The organism is Paraburkholderia sp. BGA-UO-ETr-F12, assembly GCF_059567945.1.
In genome coordinates this window covers 480,200-494,793 of sequence record NZ_JCAQOZ010000066.1, presented here as the reverse complement: position 1 = coordinate 494,793, position 14,594 = coordinate 480,200, and the positions used below count along the sequence as shown (strand labels likewise).

At 63.6% G+C, this 14,594-nt stretch carries 13 protein-coding genes and 1 riboswitch; of the genes, 7 read left to right on the top strand and 6 right to left on the bottom strand.

Features of this window, described 5'->3' with window-relative positions; all coding sequences use genetic code 11:
- Positions 1-81: 81 nt before the first annotated feature.
- The 3 genes from AC57B6_RS35790 to AC57B6_RS35780 form a co-directional block, all read right to left on the bottom strand.
- Positions 82-1,179, bottom strand: a complete 1,098-nt coding sequence (locus AC57B6_RS35790) for an ABC transporter ATP-binding protein (protein WP_444515535.1) — start codon at positions 1,177-1,179, stop codon at positions 82-84.
- A 43-nt stretch (positions 1,180-1,222) separates the two neighbouring features.
- Positions 1,223-2,320 carry an ABC transporter substrate-binding protein gene (locus AC57B6_RS35785; protein WP_051743536.1) on the bottom strand — a complete coding sequence of 366 codons (1,098 nt, stop codon included), beginning with the start codon at positions 2,318-2,320 and terminating at the stop codon, positions 1,223-1,225.
- 98 nt (positions 2,321-2,418) lie between these two features.
- Positions 2,419-3,846, bottom strand: a complete 1,428-nt coding sequence (locus AC57B6_RS35780) for an FAD-binding oxidoreductase (RefSeq protein ID WP_496423086.1) — start codon at positions 3,844-3,846, stop codon at positions 2,419-2,421.
- A 310-nt stretch (positions 3,847-4,156) separates the two neighbouring features.
- On the opposite strand from AC57B6_RS35780, the gene AC57B6_RS35775 reads away from it, so the two are divergent.
- The 6 genes from AC57B6_RS35775 to AC57B6_RS35750 all read left to right on the top strand — a co-directional run bounded on the left by AC57B6_RS35775 (position 4,157) and on the right by AC57B6_RS35750 (position 10,624).
- Positions 4,157-5,605 carry a SidA/IucD/PvdA family monooxygenase gene (locus AC57B6_RS35775; RefSeq protein WP_496423085.1) on the top strand — a complete coding sequence of 483 codons (1,449 nt, stop codon included), beginning with the start codon at positions 4,157-4,159 and terminating at the stop codon, positions 5,603-5,605.
- An 86-nt stretch (positions 5,606-5,691) separates the two neighbouring features.
- Positions 5,692-6,750 carry an ABC transporter permease gene (locus AC57B6_RS35770; protein WP_496423084.1) on the top strand — a complete coding sequence of 353 codons (1,059 nt, stop codon included), beginning with the start codon at positions 5,692-5,694 and terminating at the stop codon, positions 6,748-6,750.
- Entirely contained in the window at positions 6,744-7,574 is an 831-nt protein-coding gene (locus AC57B6_RS35765; RefSeq protein WP_144193565.1) for an ABC transporter ATP-binding protein, read from the top strand. Before AC57B6_RS35770 ends, AC57B6_RS35765 begins: the two co-directional genes overlap by 7 nt.
- A 44-nt stretch (positions 7,575-7,618) precedes the next feature.
- Positions 7,619-8,659, top strand: a complete 1,041-nt coding sequence (locus AC57B6_RS35760) for an ABC transporter substrate-binding protein (RefSeq protein WP_106353925.1) — start codon at positions 7,619-7,621, stop codon at positions 8,657-8,659.
- A 116-nt stretch (positions 8,660-8,775) separates the two neighbouring features.
- Positions 8,776-10,041, top strand: a complete 1,266-nt coding sequence (soxC, locus tag AC57B6_RS35755) for a sulfite dehydrogenase (RefSeq protein WP_496423083.1) — start codon at positions 8,776-8,778, stop codon at positions 10,039-10,041.
- 31 nt (positions 10,042-10,072) lie between these two features.
- Positions 10,073-10,624 carry a c-type cytochrome gene (locus AC57B6_RS35750; RefSeq protein WP_496423155.1) on the top strand — a complete coding sequence of 184 codons (552 nt, stop codon included), beginning with the start codon at positions 10,073-10,075 and terminating at the stop codon, positions 10,622-10,624.
- Between the two features lie 37 nt (positions 10,625-10,661).
- On the opposite strand, the gene AC57B6_RS35745 is transcribed toward AC57B6_RS35750, so the two are convergent.
- On the bottom strand, positions 10,662-11,810 hold the full coding sequence (locus tag AC57B6_RS35745; protein WP_496423082.1) for an acyltransferase family protein: 1,149 nt from the start codon (positions 11,808-11,810) through the stop codon (positions 10,662-10,664).
- 182 nt (positions 11,811-11,992) lie between these two features.
- Between AC57B6_RS35745 and AC57B6_RS35740 the strand changes: the two genes are divergently transcribed.
- The gene (locus AC57B6_RS35740) at positions 11,993-12,412 is read left to right on the top strand and encodes a DUF1801 domain-containing protein (RefSeq protein WP_491562999.1); all 420 of its coding nucleotides are present in this window, start codon (positions 11,993-11,995) and stop codon (positions 12,410-12,412) included.
- Between the two features lie 210 nt (positions 12,413-12,622).
- Here the strand turns inward: AC57B6_RS35740 and crcB are convergent, their stop codons facing one another.
- Entirely contained in the window at positions 12,623-13,003 is a 381-nt protein-coding gene (crcB, locus tag AC57B6_RS35735; protein ID WP_046565693.1) for a fluoride efflux transporter CrcB, read from the bottom strand.
- Positions 13,004-13,083: 80 nt separating this feature from the next.
- Positions 13,084-13,146, bottom strand: a riboswitch (Fluoride riboswitch).
- A gap of 110 nt (positions 13,147-13,256) precedes the next feature.
- Positions 13,257-14,459, bottom strand: coding sequence for an ammonium transporter (locus AC57B6_RS35730; RefSeq protein WP_496423081.1), 1,203 nt, complete (start codon positions 14,457-14,459; stop codon positions 13,257-13,259).
- Positions 14,460-14,594 lie beyond the last annotated feature (135 nt).

The window sequence follows — 14,594 nt, the reverse complement described above, 5'->3', positions numbered from 1 at the left end:
CCGGCGCGGCGCGGGCTGGATGGGCTGCGCCGGCCCCGCCGGTTGAGAAGGGCGCGCGCTCAGAGCGGAATGATTCATCGCCTACCCCGCGATCGCGACGGCGTCGGCGGCGAGCCACGACAGGCCGAGCGTTTGCCCGACTTCGTACTGGCTGCCGAAACGGTTGGTCGGGAAGGCGGCGACGAGCGGCGCGGCATTGGCGGTATGCGGCTCGAGATAGAGCTTCGTCATACTGCCGGTCACCATGATGTCGGTGAGTTTCGCCGACAGGCTGCCGCCGTTGCCTGGGTCGGTGTTCGCCCCGTCATGCACGCGCAGATTCTGCGGACGCAGCATCAGCTTGACGGTCTTGCCGTTGCCGATCACCGGGTCGTAGGCCATCGCCTCGCCTTTTGCGACGCCTTGCACGCTGATCTGCACCTGATCGCCCGCCCGGCTCGTAACCACCGCGTCGAGCAGATTCGACTCGCCGAGAAAGTCCGCGACAAACACGCTGTTGGGCCGGAAATACAGATCGGCCGGCGTGCCGAGTTGGGCGATCGAACCCGCGTTCATCAGGCAGATGCGGTCCGACATGGTCATGGCCTCTTCCTGATCGTGCGTTACGTAGACGATCGTGGTACCGAGTTCGCGATGGATGCGTTTGATTTCGAGCTGCATGTGATCGCGCAGTTTCTTGTCGAGCGCGCCGAGCGGTTCGTCCATCAAAATGATCGACGGCCGGTAGACCATGCAGCGCGCGAGCGCGATCCGTTGCTGCTGGCCGCCGGACAGCTCTCTTGGATAGCGTTGCGCCACATGCGGCAGATGCACCATTTCCAGCGCCTGCATCACCTTGTCCTGAGTGGCCTTGGCGTCGGTCTTGCGCATCTGCAGCGGGAACGCAATGTTCTGCGCGACCGTCATGTGCGGAAACAGCGCGTAGTTCTGAAACACCATGCCGATGTCGCGTTCATACGGCGCGCCGTACGTCACGTCCACCCCATTGATGCGAATCTGGCCTTCATCCGGCAGTGCGAGGCCGGCAATCAGGCTGAGCAGGGTGGTCTTGCCTGAGCCGCTCGGCCCGAGCAAGGTCAGGAATTCGCCCTCGGCGACGTCGAGACTGGTCGGCGCGAGCGCGACGAAATCGCCGTAACGTTTGCTGAGTCCCGTGATCTGAAGATTCGAAGCGGACATGAAATCGGCCTCCATGAAAAGGTGACAGGGAGCGGCGGCGCGCTTACGTCAAGATCCAGCGATTGAACCGCTCGAGCGCGACGCTCTGGTTTTCCTGCCAGTACTTCGCATCGATATGCAGGCCGTTGGTCATATTCTGCGGATAAGTCGGGCAGTTTTTCGCGATCTCCGGCTTGATGAAATTGAAGGCTTCGGGTTGCGTAACGCCCGCCGGGAAATAGTCGACCAGCGCGGCCTGGCGCTTCGGATCGGCGGCGAACTTGATGAACTCGCGGCATGCATCGGCGTTCGGCGAGCCCTTCAGGATCGACCAGTTGTCGACGCCCCAGATATTCTGGTTCCAGACGATGCCGACTGGCGCTCCGTTCGCGATCGCCGACTGCGCCCGTGACACCCACGTGCTGATCATGTCCACTTCGCCTGAACCCAGCATCTGTTCGACCTGTGCGCCGGTGGTCCACCACACGTCGACGTGTTTCGCGATCTTCGTGAGGCTCGCGAAGCCGCGGTCCAGGTTGCAGGGATAGACCTGGCCGGTCGCTACGCCATCGGCCATCAAGGCCTGTTCCATCGTGTCGAACGGATACTTGCGCAGGCCGCGGCGGCCCGGGAAATCCTTCACGTTCCACATATCGGCCCATGAGGCCGGCGCCTTGCGGCCCTTGAACGCGTCGGTGCGGTAAGCGAGCACGGTGGTGTAGATATTGGTGCCCACGCCGTACGGCGACATATATTGCTTAGGAATCTTGGCGATCACCGGATCGGATTCCAGCCCGTGTTTTTCGAGGTAGTCCTTGCCGCCGCCGGTCAGCAGAAGAATCGCCGGCTGGCTGATCTTCGCCATGTCCCAGGTGTAGCTGCCGGTGTCGACCATGCTCTTGATCAGCGCGGTCGGTTCGGCGTTGGCCTGCACGCCGACCACTTCGATGCCGGTCTTCTCGGTGAACGGCCGGTAGAACACCGCGCCGTAGGCCTTCGTGTAGATACCGCCGTCGTCACGAATCACGATCCGTTTGCTGGCCGCGCGCGACGGTGTCCAGACGAACGGAAAGGCGACCGCCGCCGTGCCTGCCAGCGCCGCCTTGATGGCCGTGCGGCGGCCGGGTTGCTGAATCTGATCGCGTGTGGGCTGCTTTTTCATGACGACTCCAGGGAAAGTGGCAAGCGTGGGAAGCGTGGATAAGCGGAAGACCGGAAAGGCGAAAATTCAAATCGCGCGGCGGTTCACCGGGCAGGGCGTCACGGCAGCAACCGGCCGGGGTTGAACAGCTGCTGCGGATCGAGTGCCTGTTTTACCGCGCGCATCAAAGTCAGTTCGGCGGCGGATTTGTAGTGAGCCATTTCGCTGAGTCCGGTCTGGCCGACACCGTGTTCGGCGCTGAACGTGCCGTGCAATTCGTGCGCGACGTCGTTCACGCAGCGGCGCATAGCGGTAGCCATCGCAGCGGGGTCCGCTAATTCACGCCATGCGTCGAAGCTGAAGAACGGAATGAAGTGCGCGTTGCCGTCGCCGAGATGGGCCACCACCAGAATCTCGAGACCGGGGACGAGCGCATGGACCGCGCGCGTGGCCTGCTCGATGAAAGCGGGGACCGCGGACACCGGCACCGCGCAATCGGTCGTCAAGCCCACGCCGCCTTTCTTGTTCGCCTCGGACACGCTGTGGCGAATTTCCCAAAGCGCGGCGCGCTGGGTGTCGTTGCTGGCGAGCACGGCGTCGGCAATGAGGCCGTCAGCGGCGGCCTGTTCGAGCGTGTGTTGCAGCAGTTCTGCCATTTCCTCGCCGCCGCGGGTGTCCGCGAGTTCGACCAGCACGTGCCAGTCGTGCAGTTCGCCAAGCGGATTGCGGCGCTCGGGCACGTGTTCGATCACGAGTTCGAGCTGGCGGCGGTTGATCATCTCGAACGCATTCAGGCGCGCGCCGCAGGCGGCCTGAAACAGGCTGAGAATACGGAGCGCGGCCGCCGGATCGACGGGCGCGAACCATGCGAGCGCGTGATGCGTCGGCAGCGGATGCAGCTTCAGCGTGGCCGCCGTGATGATGCCGAGTGTGCCTTCGGTGCCGATGAACAGATGCTTCAGATCGAGGCCGGTGTTGTCTTTGCGCAGCGCCCGCAGGCCGTTCCAGATCGTGCCGTCGGCGAGTACCACTTCGAGACCGAGCACGTTGTCGCGCGTATTGCCGTAGCGCAGAACGCCGGTGCCGCCCGCATTCGTCGACAGATTGCCGCCGATCTGGCATGAGCCTTCGGCGCCGAGGCTTACCGGATAGAGCCGCTGTTCGGCCGCGGCGGCATCCTGCACGGTCTTCAGCACGCAGCCGGCTTCGACTTCCATTGAGCCGTTGGCCGTGTCGATCGAGCGAATCCGGCGCATCCGCGACAGGTTGACGATGACCGGCCGGGCGCCTTCGCTCGCGGGCACGGCGCCGCCGCACAGGCTGGTGTTGCCGCCTTGCGGCAGGACCGGCACGCCGTGCGCCGCGCACAGGCGGACCACCGCGGACACCTGCGCCGTCGTCGAGGGCAGCGCAACGCAGAGCGCCGGCGCCTTGTAGCGGCCGCGCCAATCCTCGATGAAGCCGTCGAGGTCGGCTTCGGCGCTGAGGATCGCGTCCGCTCCGAGTTCGTTTTGCAAGCTGGCTAACAAGGGCGCGACTGGGTTCATTTCCGGTTCCTTGATCGGGCGGCGGCTTCGACTCGGCTGCGACCCGAATGGGACGAAACCAGCGCTGCCTGAGAAAAAGCATAGAAGTAAAAAAATCGCATTGAAATGCAATTAATCGCAATGCGATTAAAGTGCTCGTTTTTCCTGGCAGGGGTCGAATGGACGCCGAGCGCTCCGAAACAAATAAGCAAAGCGAAATTTGTTGGTTTGGGTAAGCCCGCAGCGCCGCGATACTTGATCGTCCGATGGCCGTGCCATCCGGTTTCGACGTATCCGTGCGCAGTTCAACTCTCTGGCCGAACCCGACTCCATGACGCAAATCACTCACTCCGATCAGCATGCGCTCGACACACTTCGGCTGATTGGTCCGGCACCCGACAACTGGGTTCCGCCACGCGAGGGCATTGACCATAACGTCTTGATTGTCGGCGGCGGCCAAACCGGCACGGCATTCGCCTTTGCGTTGAAACGCGCCGGCATCGGTCAGGTCAGCGTGATCGATGCCGCCGCCGATGAAGACCAATCGGGCGTGTGGCTGAATCGCGCCCGCATGAACAAGCTGCGCACCCCGAAATCGTTGGTGGGTCCCGAAGGAGGGCTGCCGGGGTTGAGCTTTCAGGCATGGTATGAAGCGCGCTTCGGTGCCGAGTCGTATGGCGAAATCGATCGGATTCCACGTACGCGCTGGGCGGAATATCTCGCGTGGTACCGGCATTTCCTCGAGATTCCGATTCGCTACGGCACCCGCCTCACGCGAATCGAACCGGCGGGTGAGCATTTCCGTTTGCATCTGGACGTGCGTGACGGCGGCACGGTTCGGAGCGTCGTGGAGACGGCGCGCAAGATCGTGCTTGGCAACGGCGTCGCGGGCAATGGCGGACCTAGCATTCCCGCTGTGCTGAAAACGCTGCCGTCCACCTTGCTTGCCCACACCTCCGAGGCAATCGATTTTTCCGCCTTGCGCGGTAAATCCGTCGCGGTGATCGGCGGCGCGGCCTCCGCGTTCGATGCGGCAGCAACGGCGCTCGAAGCCGGCGCAGGGCAGGTCCATCTGTTCGCGCGGCGTGAGCGGATTGCTTCGGTGCCGGTGACTCGCGCTCGCGCCTATCCCGGTGCGTACGACAACTATTTCCATCTGCCTGACGCGATTCGCTGGTCACAGGCACGGCGCTTTCGCCGCGCCGGTTCGACGCCGCCGCTCGACGCGGTGGAGCGCGTCACGCGGTTTGCGAACTTTCATCTGCATCCCGGCACGCAGTGGTCGCACGTCGACGTCAGGAACGGGCGCGTCGAAACCGAGGTGGCGGGGGAGTCGCTGACATTCGATTTCGTGATTGCCGGCACGGGTTACGCCATCGATCTCGCGCTGCGGCCGGAACTGGCGCAGATCGCCGGACATGTCCGCCTGTGGCGCGATCAATACGTGCCCGCCGCCGGCGATAACGACGACGCGCTTGGCGCGCATCCGTATCTCGGCGCCGCGCTCGAATACCTCGAGAAGGTCGAGGGTGAAGCGCCTTATCTGAAGAACATTCACGTCTACAACCCGGCGGCCTTTGTCAGTTTCGGCTTGCCGGTCGGCGACGTGCCGAGCCTGAAGCGCGACATTCCCGCCGTGGTCCAGCGCATCAGCCGCGATCTGTTTCTCGCCGATCTGGACGCGCACGCAGCACGTATTCATGGCGACATCGCCGCGGATTTCGACGAATCGGTCTACGCACAGAGCGTCTGGCAGCACGACCGGGCCGACGTCGCCTGAAGTTCGTCCAGAAGCGGGCTCCAAAGCGGACCCGGAAGCGGGCACGAACTCACGCGAGCTCAACAACGCAGGAGGCTGGAACCTTTATGTCCACTCAGTTCGAATCGATCGCGACGCGCGCTCCGGCTAGCGGCGCGGAGCCTCACGGTGCCGCGCGCCCCATAGCAAGGCGTGGACTCTCACGCAGCGTCTGGATCGCCGGTCTCGCGGCGCTGGCATGGCTCGGCAGCGCCGCGCTGACCAAATGGTGGCCGAGCGCGGACGACTGGCCGTACACGAAAGAATACCTCGCGCTCAAGCTGGTGCTCGCCGTATTCGCGGCCGCGACAGCTATCGCCGGGTGGCGTAATCCGTCCCTTCAGGCGAGGACGCCCACGCGCACCCATGCGTGGCTCGCGGCCATGCCGTGGTTGCTCGCCCTGGCGCTCGGCGTGAGCGTATGGGAGGTGGTCACGGCGCAACTCGAATGGCTGCCGCGGCCTTTTTTCGCGCCGCCGCAAGCGCTAATCGGCGTCTATGCCGAAGACTATCCGCGGCTGGGTTCGAGTGTCGTGCATTCGTTTGGACTACTGGCTTATGGCTACGTGCTGGGCGCGGCGGCAGGCTTCGTGACGGGGGTGAGCATCGGCTGGTCGCAAGCGGTCAGCTACTGGGTCCATCCGGTGCTGCGCCTGATTGGACCGCTGCCGGCTACCGCGTGGTTGCCGCTGGCGTTCTTCTTCTTTCCGTCGAGCTTTAGCGCCAGCGTGTTCCTGATCGCGCTGGCGACCGCCTTTCCGGTGGCCGTTCTGACCTGGTCCGGTGTGGCCGGCGTCAACCCGGCTTATTACGACATCGCCCGCACGCTCGGCGCGCGACCGGCTTTTCTGATCCTGCGTGTCGCGATTCCGGCGGCGTTGCCGTCGGTATTCGTCGGCCTGTTCATGGGGCTGGGCGCATCGTTCTCGGTGCTGATCGTCGCGGAAATGATGGGTGTGAAAGCGGGACTCGGCTGGTACCTGCAATGGGCCCAGGGTTGGGCGGCCTATTCGAATATGTATGCCGCGCTGCTGGTCATGGCGCTCATGTGCTCCGGTCTGATCACGTTGCTGTTCCGCCTGCGTGACCGTTTGCTGGCTTGGCAAAAAGGATTGCTCAAATGGTAGCCGTGCCCGAAGTGCTGAATCAGAACGCCGCCGCAGCGCCTCTGCGCGACGGCGCGCGCATCGACGTGCGCCATGTCAGTCATCAGTTCGCATTGCGCGGCGCCGCGTTGCCCGTGTTGCAGGATGTCAGCTTCACGGTCGAGCCGGGCGAGTTCGTCGCGCTGCTGGGCCCGAGCGGTTGTGGAAAGTCCACCTTGCTGCGTCTCGTGGCGGGACTCGATACGCCGACGCAAGGCAGCGTGCAGGCCGACGGCGCCACGATCGCGGGCCCCGATCCGTCGCGCGTGGTGGTGTTCCAGGACCCAACCTTGTACCCGTGGCGCACGGTGCGCGGCAACGTCGGGATCGGTCCGCAGGCGCAGCGCAGAGGCTTCGCCCGGCGGCGTGGTCCACAGGAAGATCAGGCGCGGCAACGAATCGATGCCGCGCTGGAACTGGTCGGCCTGACTGAATTTGCCGAAGCGTTTCCGCATCAATTGTCGGGCGGCATGGCGCAGCGGGTGGCGCTGGCGCGCGCGCTCGTCAACGATCCTGCGCTGCTGGTGCTGGACGAGCCGTTCGGCAAGCTCGACTCTCTGACGCGCATCCGCATGCAGGGCGAACTGGCGCGGCTGTGGCAGGACGCACGCTTTTCCGTGCTGCTGGTGACGCACGACGTCGAAGAAGCGCTGCTGCTTGCCGGGCGCGTGATCGTTTTCAGCGAACGGCCCGCACGCGTGGTTGCGCAAGTGCATAACGACGCACCGTATCCCCGCCATCGCGACGATCCGAAGCTCGTGGCGCTGCGCCGCGAGGTGCTCGCTCAACTCGGACTCGACACCTGAACAACCCATAGAACAATTGATAACGATCTGAGGAAGAGTCAACCATGAATCCCTACGATGAAGCGCCGCTCAGCGAAAGCCGCCGCGCGTGGTTACGCAAGACGGCCTGGACTGCGGGCGCCGCGGCGCTCGGCGGCGCGTGGCTGGGTATGCCGGGCTCGCCGGCGGTCGCCCAGACGCCGCAGGCCGGGCTCAAGCCGCTCAAGCTTTCGTGGAATGCCGGCGCGATCTGTACCGCGCCGGTGGCCGTGGCGGTGAAGCAGGGTTTTTTCGAGCGGCACGGCTTGCAGGTGGAACTGGTGAACTTTTCCGGTTCGACGGACCAGTTGCTCGAGGCGATCGCGACGGGCAAATCCGATGCGGGTGTCGGCATGGCGCTGCGCTGGATCAAACCGCTGGAGCAGGGCTTCGATGTGAAACTGACGGCCGGGATTCACGGCGGCTGCATGCGTTTGCTGGCCACGCGCGCGTCGGGCATCGTCGACGTGGCGGGACTGAAGGGCCGCACGATCGGCGTGAGCGATATGGCAAGTCCTACGAAGAATTTCTTTGCCATCGTGCTGAAGAAAATCGGTGTGGACCCGGAGCGCGATGTGAACTGGCGCCAGTATCCGGCGAACCTGTTGGGCGAGGCGCTGAAAAAGGGCGAAGTGCAGGCGATTGCGGACGGTGACCCGACCATCTGGACGATTCGCGAATCCGATCACCTGGTCGAGGTATCGAACAATCTGTGCGGCGAGTATCAGAACCGTTCGTGCTGCGTGCTGGGCGTGCGCGGGTCGCTGGTGCGAAAGGATCGCGCCACCGCGCAGGCGTTGACCCAGGCGCTGCTCGAAGCAACCGAGTGGACCGCCAATCATCCGGCCGACGCGGCGGCGATTTTCTCGGCCTATACGCCCTCTGCCGAAGTGAGCCAATTGACGGCGATGCTCAAGAGCCATACCGATCGCCATCATCCGGTCGGCGACGCGTTCAGGAAAGAGATATCGCTCTACGCCGACGATCTGAAGGCGGTGGGCGTTCTCAACAGCGGCACCGATTCCAATCGTCTCGCGGACAGGGTGTTCTCGAACGTGCTGGCTTGACGGCGCACCGTATCCGTCCGATATGCGGTTTGTGTCGAACGATAGTCGAATTTATCGTTTGGCCGTGACAGCAGGCATCGTTACGCTAATCGGCTTGCCTATGATGTGCCGACGCCATGATGAACCCGCACAACTCTCCGCCGTCGCGCGGCCGCCGTCGACTGCTCGGTCGGCTGGCGGCCGGCGGTCTGGTGGTTTCTCACACCGCTGCCGCCAGTGAATTGCTCAAGCCGCTCACAGTCGCGCAATCGAGCCGCGTGCCCGGCGCGCCCATTCTCGAGCATCCCTACGGCGTGCCTTCGCCCTATGAGGCGAATGTCGTACGGCGCAGCGCACGCGCGTGGCCGCTGCCCGGCGCGGCTTCGTCAATGACGCCGCTCGCCGATCTGCACGGCACGCTCACCCCCAACGGTCTGGTCTACGAGCGTCATCACGGCGGCGTGCCGGACATCGATCCCGATCAGCATCGGCTGGCTATTCACGGGCTGGTGCGCACGCCCAAGCTGTTCACGATGGACGACCTGCTGCGCCTGCCGTCCGAATCGCGGATTCATTTTCTCGAATGTTCCGGTAATACCGGCAACGAATGGAATGGTCCGAGCGGCATGCCGGTGCAACTCACGCATGGTTTGCTGTCGTGCTGCGAATGGACCGGCGTGCGCTTGTCGACCTTGCTGGAAGAGGTGGGCGGCTTGTCGAACCCGGCCAATCCGGCGGGCGGCTGGTTGTTGGCAGAAGGCGCGGACGCCGCCGCGATGACGCGCAGCCTGCCGCTCGAGCGCATACTCGATCGCGCGCTGGTGGTCTACGCGCAGAACGGCGAGCGCTTGCGTCCCGAGAACGGCTATCCGTTGCGTCTGATCGTGCCTGGCTTCGAGGGCAATACGAACGTCAAATGGCTGCGCCGGCTGAAAGTGGTCGATGCGCCTTTGCAAACGCGTGAAGAAACCTCGAAGTACACCAGCCTGCTCGCGAACGGCACCGCGCGTCAGTTTGCGTTCGAGATGGATGCGAAGTCGGTGATCACGCGGCCTTCGCCGGGACATCGCCTCACCACCCAGGGCTATTACCCGATCACCGGTCTCGCGTGGTCCGGACGCGGGACGATCCGCAAGGTGGAAGTGTCGACCGATGGCGGCGCGAGCTGGCGTCTCGCGCGTCTGGACGGCGCCGTTCACGATCGCGCGCTGACGCGCTTTCAGGCGGACTGGCACTGGGATGGCGGCGCGACCGCGATTCTTTCGCGTGCCACCGACTCGACCGGTTACGTGCAGCCCACGCGTGCTGAACTCGTTGCCGCACGTGGGCTGAATTCGCAGTACCACTACAACGCGATCCAGCAATGGCGAGTCGAGGCAAGCGGCGAGGTGCGCAATGCGTAACTGCCGCAGTTCGATCCGCACGCCCGCGCGCATGGCACGAACCGCGCTGGCCGTGCTGCTGTCGCTCTCGGCATTGGCATCGTGTTCAACAGTCGCGCCGGGTGACCGGAGCGCTGGCGCGCGTTACGAGATCGGCACGCCGCTCACCGAACAGGACCTCGCCGCCTGGAACATCGACGTTGCGCCGGACGGCCGCGGCTTACCCGCGGGCAGCGGCGACGTCGCCACCGGCGCGCACGTGTTTGCCGCCAAATGCGCGGCGTGTCACGGCGCGCAGGGCGAGGGCGGTCTCGGCGATCAACTGGTGGGCGGACAGGGCACGCTGACGGGCGCGAAGCCGAAGCGCACCGTCGGCAGTTACTGGCCCTATGCGACGACCCTGTTTGACTACATTCGCCGTGCGATGCCGTACAACGCGCCCGAATCGCTTTCCGCCGATGAGGTGTACGCGTTAAGCGCATTCCTGCTCAACCGCAACGGCATCGTGCCGGCGGATACGCGACTCGATGCGGCGTCGCTGCCGCGTGTGGTGATGCCCAATCGCGGCGGTTTCGTGGCCGATCCGCGGCCGGGACGGCTATGAGTTGCGGGTGCCGATCTGATGGCTCGTGCCGGGCGCTTCATGCTGCCGGGGCAGCCGGCGCATTCGGCGTGTATTTGCGCAGCCGCTGCGAAAGCAGATGCGAAGGTTTTTCGATCATCCGGTAGAACGCGTAGCTGATAGCGAACGCCAGCGCCACCTGCACGAACCACGCGAATCGGGATGTAGCGTCGAATCCGCTCATTTCCAGCAGGGCAAGCGCCATCTTGTGGCACAGATAGAGGCTGTAGGACCACGCGCCGAAGGTGGCCAGTCTGGCCCACACGCCGCTTCTGGACGGCGTGGCGGTTTCCGCCGCGATCCAGACCGCCGCGAGGAACTGAAATAGCGGCAGCGTGATATCGGGCGTGATCAAGGGCACGATGGCCGGCTTGAGATTCGATTCGGACAACAGAATCATAATGACCGCACCGGCCGCGACCACCGCCACTCTCAACGCAACCAGGTGATTTGCGAGGTAGCGCGTGCTCCGGTCAAGGCCGCCCTTGATCATCAGCGTGAGCGGCGAATACGCACCGCGAACATGGAACTGCTCCGTGTTGCGCTGGATCTCCGCGATCAGACAGCCGAAAATCCATCCGGCCGCATACAGCAGCGCCGTGCCGGGAACCCCATACGTTTCGATGACGCAGCCGTGGCAAACCGGGTGCCCGATCAGCCGAACCACGGCCACCATCACGCCCGCCGCAAGCGCGCATCCAACGATCATTTCACCGAGGTAGCGAAAGCGAGGGCGCAGCAACGGATAAGCGGCGTAATACACCATCTCGCAGTAGAGCGACCACAGTACGGATTCCAGATAGTTCTGGCCCGCCGGCAAAGGTTGAACGAGGCACAGCAGAATGACCAGCGGCAAGCCGATGCGGATGAATCGGGACGCGTAATAGTTGATCGGCTTGAGCGTCACATCCTTTTGATATGCGTTGTGGATGCAATAGCCGGAAATGACGAAGAATACGATGACGGCGGCGGGCCCCGCGAACAGCGCGGTCGAGCCTGACCACAGCGCGCCGCCGAGGAAGGCGAGTGGGTGGGGCAGCAGTTCTTTGAACGCGGGCGGCTTGAAGTGGTACATCAGAACCCAGACAGCCGCGAGGAATCGAATGGCGTCGATCTTCAACGACTTGTTCAGATTGGTGGACGCTGAGAGATTCAAGGTGATCGCCATTTTTGCCCCTTCTACTATTCAGGCTGCGGCGATCTTACCGCCGTGGGGAACAACAAAAATAACGATAAAAATCGAAAAAAATGGCGAAATTAATGCCTCATTCGCGCCGGCGGATTGATGCAGGCACAATTCAAAGGCAGTCTCTGCCGAGACCGGACCAGAATTCGAGGCGTAACGACCTTATGACTCCGTCAGAAACCATTGACCAGATGATCGCGGGAATCACGGATTGGCGTGGTGAAACCTTCGCCGCGATGCGTAAGGCCATCCTCGCGGCCGACTCGCAGATCGTCGAGGAATGGAAGTGGATGGGCAGCCCCGTGTGGTCTCGCGACGGAATGATCGCGGTCGCCAATGCGCACAAAGGCAAGGTGAAGTTGACCTTTGCCCACGGGGCTAGCCTTCCGGATCCCGACAAGCTCTTCAACGCGAGTCTTGAGGGCAACGCAAGACGGGCGATCGACTTCTTCGAGGGCGACAGGATCAATGAACGCGCGCTAAAGAATCTGGTCCGTGCCGCGATTGAACACAACCAGACCAAATTGAAGAAGAATGCGCCGGCGAGTAACCGGGCGAAAGCACGTAAAAGCAAAGAGACGTGAGTTCGGGGGGAGAGTCCAGGGCGCCGAATCGTAGCCGTATTCGTGCGCGACATCGAGTACCGACGCGCCGGTTGCCAGTGTGGAAGGTTCAGCAGGACCCGCCATCGACGGCACGCATGAACCGTGCGTCATACCGGTTTCGCGCCAGTCAGATCGTGATTGAACGCGAGATGCCGCACGTCTCGCGGATCAGCGAAGCGATCACGCCGTTCAGCGCGCCAGCAAGGAAACGGTTGCGATGCCGAGGATCGTCATTACGAGCGAGGCTCCGACGTGAATGACGATCTCGCCTGCTGCCCAGCCGAGCCGGCCGTCTTGCAGGCGCTGCACGACTTCCGCCGAGAATGTCGAGAACGTCGACAGGCCACCCATCAAACCCGTGATGACGAAGAGCCGCCATTCGGGGGCGATCTGCGGCGCCCGCGCGAACCCCGCGACCGCGACGCCGATGACGTAGCCGGCGATCACGTTAGCGGCGAAGGTGCCAAGCGGCAAACCGGTGAACAGGCCGTTCAGACGGATGCCGAGAAACCAGCGGAATAGCGAGCCGAGCGCGCCGCCAATGCCGACCGCGAGAATGGACAAATACATGGAAAAGTACTCTGGCGAAGCCGAAAGATCGACAAACCGGGCTCGCGGGGTAGGCGTGATGCCGCGTCCGCAGTCGTCCGGGCGAAGCAGGCATCATCAGCCATCAAGGGCGGTTAATGGAGAATGCCATCTCCAGCGCGCAAGTCTAGCATCCGCCTGGCATTGGGGACAGACGAGCATTGTGCGCGGCGCGCAGCATCCGGCGCGCCGCGCACGATTTGCGGCCAACCGCGGGTAGCGTGCTAGCAGCCCCTCAGCCGACGCTTTCGTGCTCCGGCGTGGCCGAAATTTTGTGGATCGACAGATCCGCGCCGTTGTATTCGTCTTCCTGGTCGAGCCGCAACCCTACCGTCAGGCGAATGGCGCCGTACACGAGCGTGCCGCCGAGCAAGGCCACCACAATGCCGCCCAGCGTGCCGACCAGTTGCGCGCCGAACGACACGCCGCCAAGGCCGCCGAGCGCACGCAAGCCGAAGATGCCGCCTGCGAGGCCGCCCCACGCGCCGCACAGACCGTGCAGCGGCCACACGCCGAGTACGTCGTCGATACGCCAGCGGTTTTGCACGCAGGTGAACATATAGACGAACAGCAGGCCCGCAATGCCGCCCGTCACCAGCGCGCCGAGCGGATGCATCAGGTCGGAGCCGGCGCATACCGCCACCAGTCCGGCAAGCGGGCCGTTGTACGTGAAGCCGGGGTCGTTGCGGCCCGCGAGCCATGCGCTCAGCGTGCCGCCGACCATCGCCATCAGCGAATTGACCGCCACGAGGCCGCTGATCTTGTCGATGGTCTGCGCGCTCATCACGTTAAAGCCGAACCAGCCGACCGCCAGCACCCATGCGCCCAGCGCGAGGAACGGGATATTCGACGGCGGATGCGCGGCGATGCGGCCGTCCCGCTGATAACGGCCGTGGCGTGCACCGAGCAGCAGCACAGCCGGCAACGCGACCCAGCCGCCGAACGCGTGCACCACCACCGAGCCGGCGAAGTCGTGAAACGGCACCCCGAAGACCTGGGTCAGCCAGTTCTGAATGCCGAAGCGGCCGTTCCACGCGATTCCTTCGAAGAACGGATAGATGAAGCCAACCAGTACGAAGGTGGCGAACAGTTGCGGATTGAACTTCGAGCGCTCGGCGATGCCGCCCGACACGATCGCCGGAATTGCCGCCGCGAAGGTCAGGAGGAAGAAGAAGCGCACCAGCGCATAGCCGTTGTGCGCGGCCAGCGATTCGGCGCTGCCGAAGAACTGCACGCCATAGGCGATCGTGTAGCCGATGAAGAAATACGCGATCGTCGAGACCGAGAAGTCCACCAGAATCTTCACCAGCGCATTGACCTGATTCTTTTTGCGGACCGTGCCGAGTTCGAGAAACGCGAATCCCGCATGCATGGCCAGCACCATTGCGGCACCTAGCAAAAGGAAGAGGGTATCGGTGCCGGTTTTAAGACTTTCCATCGAGTGTCCCGCTTATGCCAAAAAAGCGGGCATTGAATGCAAGAACCGGGCCAAATTTGTGCCGAAAGCGTCGATCAGGTGCAGATCCGCACCGGAATGGGATTGTTCTGACGTGCTGGCAATTCAGCGTCAGTT

Bases quoted from the DNA above. Each gene is read 5' to 3' on its own strand.
- AC57B6_RS35745 (WP_496423082.1), bottom strand. From the start codon at position 11,810: ATGGCGATCACCTTGAATCTCTCAGCGTCCACCAATCTGAACAAGTCG.
- AC57B6_RS35785 (WP_051743536.1), bottom strand. From the start codon at position 2,320: ATGAAAAAGCAGCCCACACGCGATCAGATTCAGCAACCCGGCCGCCGC.
- AC57B6_RS35740 (WP_491562999.1), top strand. From the start codon at position 11,993: ATGACTCCGTCAGAAACCATTGACCAGATGATCGCGGGAATCACGGAT.
- AC57B6_RS35790 (WP_444515535.1), bottom strand. From the start codon at position 1,179: ATGTCCGCTTCGAATCTTCAGATCACGGGACTCAGCAAACGTTACGGC.
- AC57B6_RS35760 (WP_106353925.1), top strand. From the start codon at position 7,619: ATGAATCCCTACGATGAAGCGCCGCTCAGCGAAAGCCGCCGCGCGTGG.
- AC57B6_RS35770 (WP_496423084.1), top strand. From the start codon at position 5,692: ATGTCCACTCAGTTCGAATCGATCGCGACGCGCGCTCCGGCTAGCGGC.
- AC57B6_RS35765 (WP_144193565.1), top strand. From the start codon at position 6,744: ATGGTAGCCGTGCCCGAAGTGCTGAATCAGAACGCCGCCGCAGCGCCT.
- crcB (WP_046565693.1), bottom strand. From the start codon at position 13,003: ATGTATTTGTCCATTCTCGCGGTCGGCATTGGCGGCGCGCTCGGCTCG.
- AC57B6_RS35775 (WP_496423085.1), top strand. From the start codon at position 4,157: ATGACGCAAATCACTCACTCCGATCAGCATGCGCTCGACACACTTCGG.
- AC57B6_RS35780 (WP_496423086.1), bottom strand. From the start codon at position 3,846: ATGAACCCAGTCGCGCCCTTGTTAGCCAGCTTGCAAAACGAACTCGGA.
- soxC (WP_496423083.1), top strand. From the start codon at position 8,776: ATGATGAACCCGCACAACTCTCCGCCGTCGCGCGGCCGCCGTCGACTG.
- AC57B6_RS35750 (WP_496423155.1), top strand. From the start codon at position 10,073: ATGGCACGAACCGCGCTGGCCGTGCTGCTGTCGCTCTCGGCATTGGCA.
- AC57B6_RS35730 (WP_496423081.1), bottom strand. From the start codon at position 14,459: ATGGAAAGTCTTAAAACCGGCACCGATACCCTCTTCCTTTTGCTAGGT.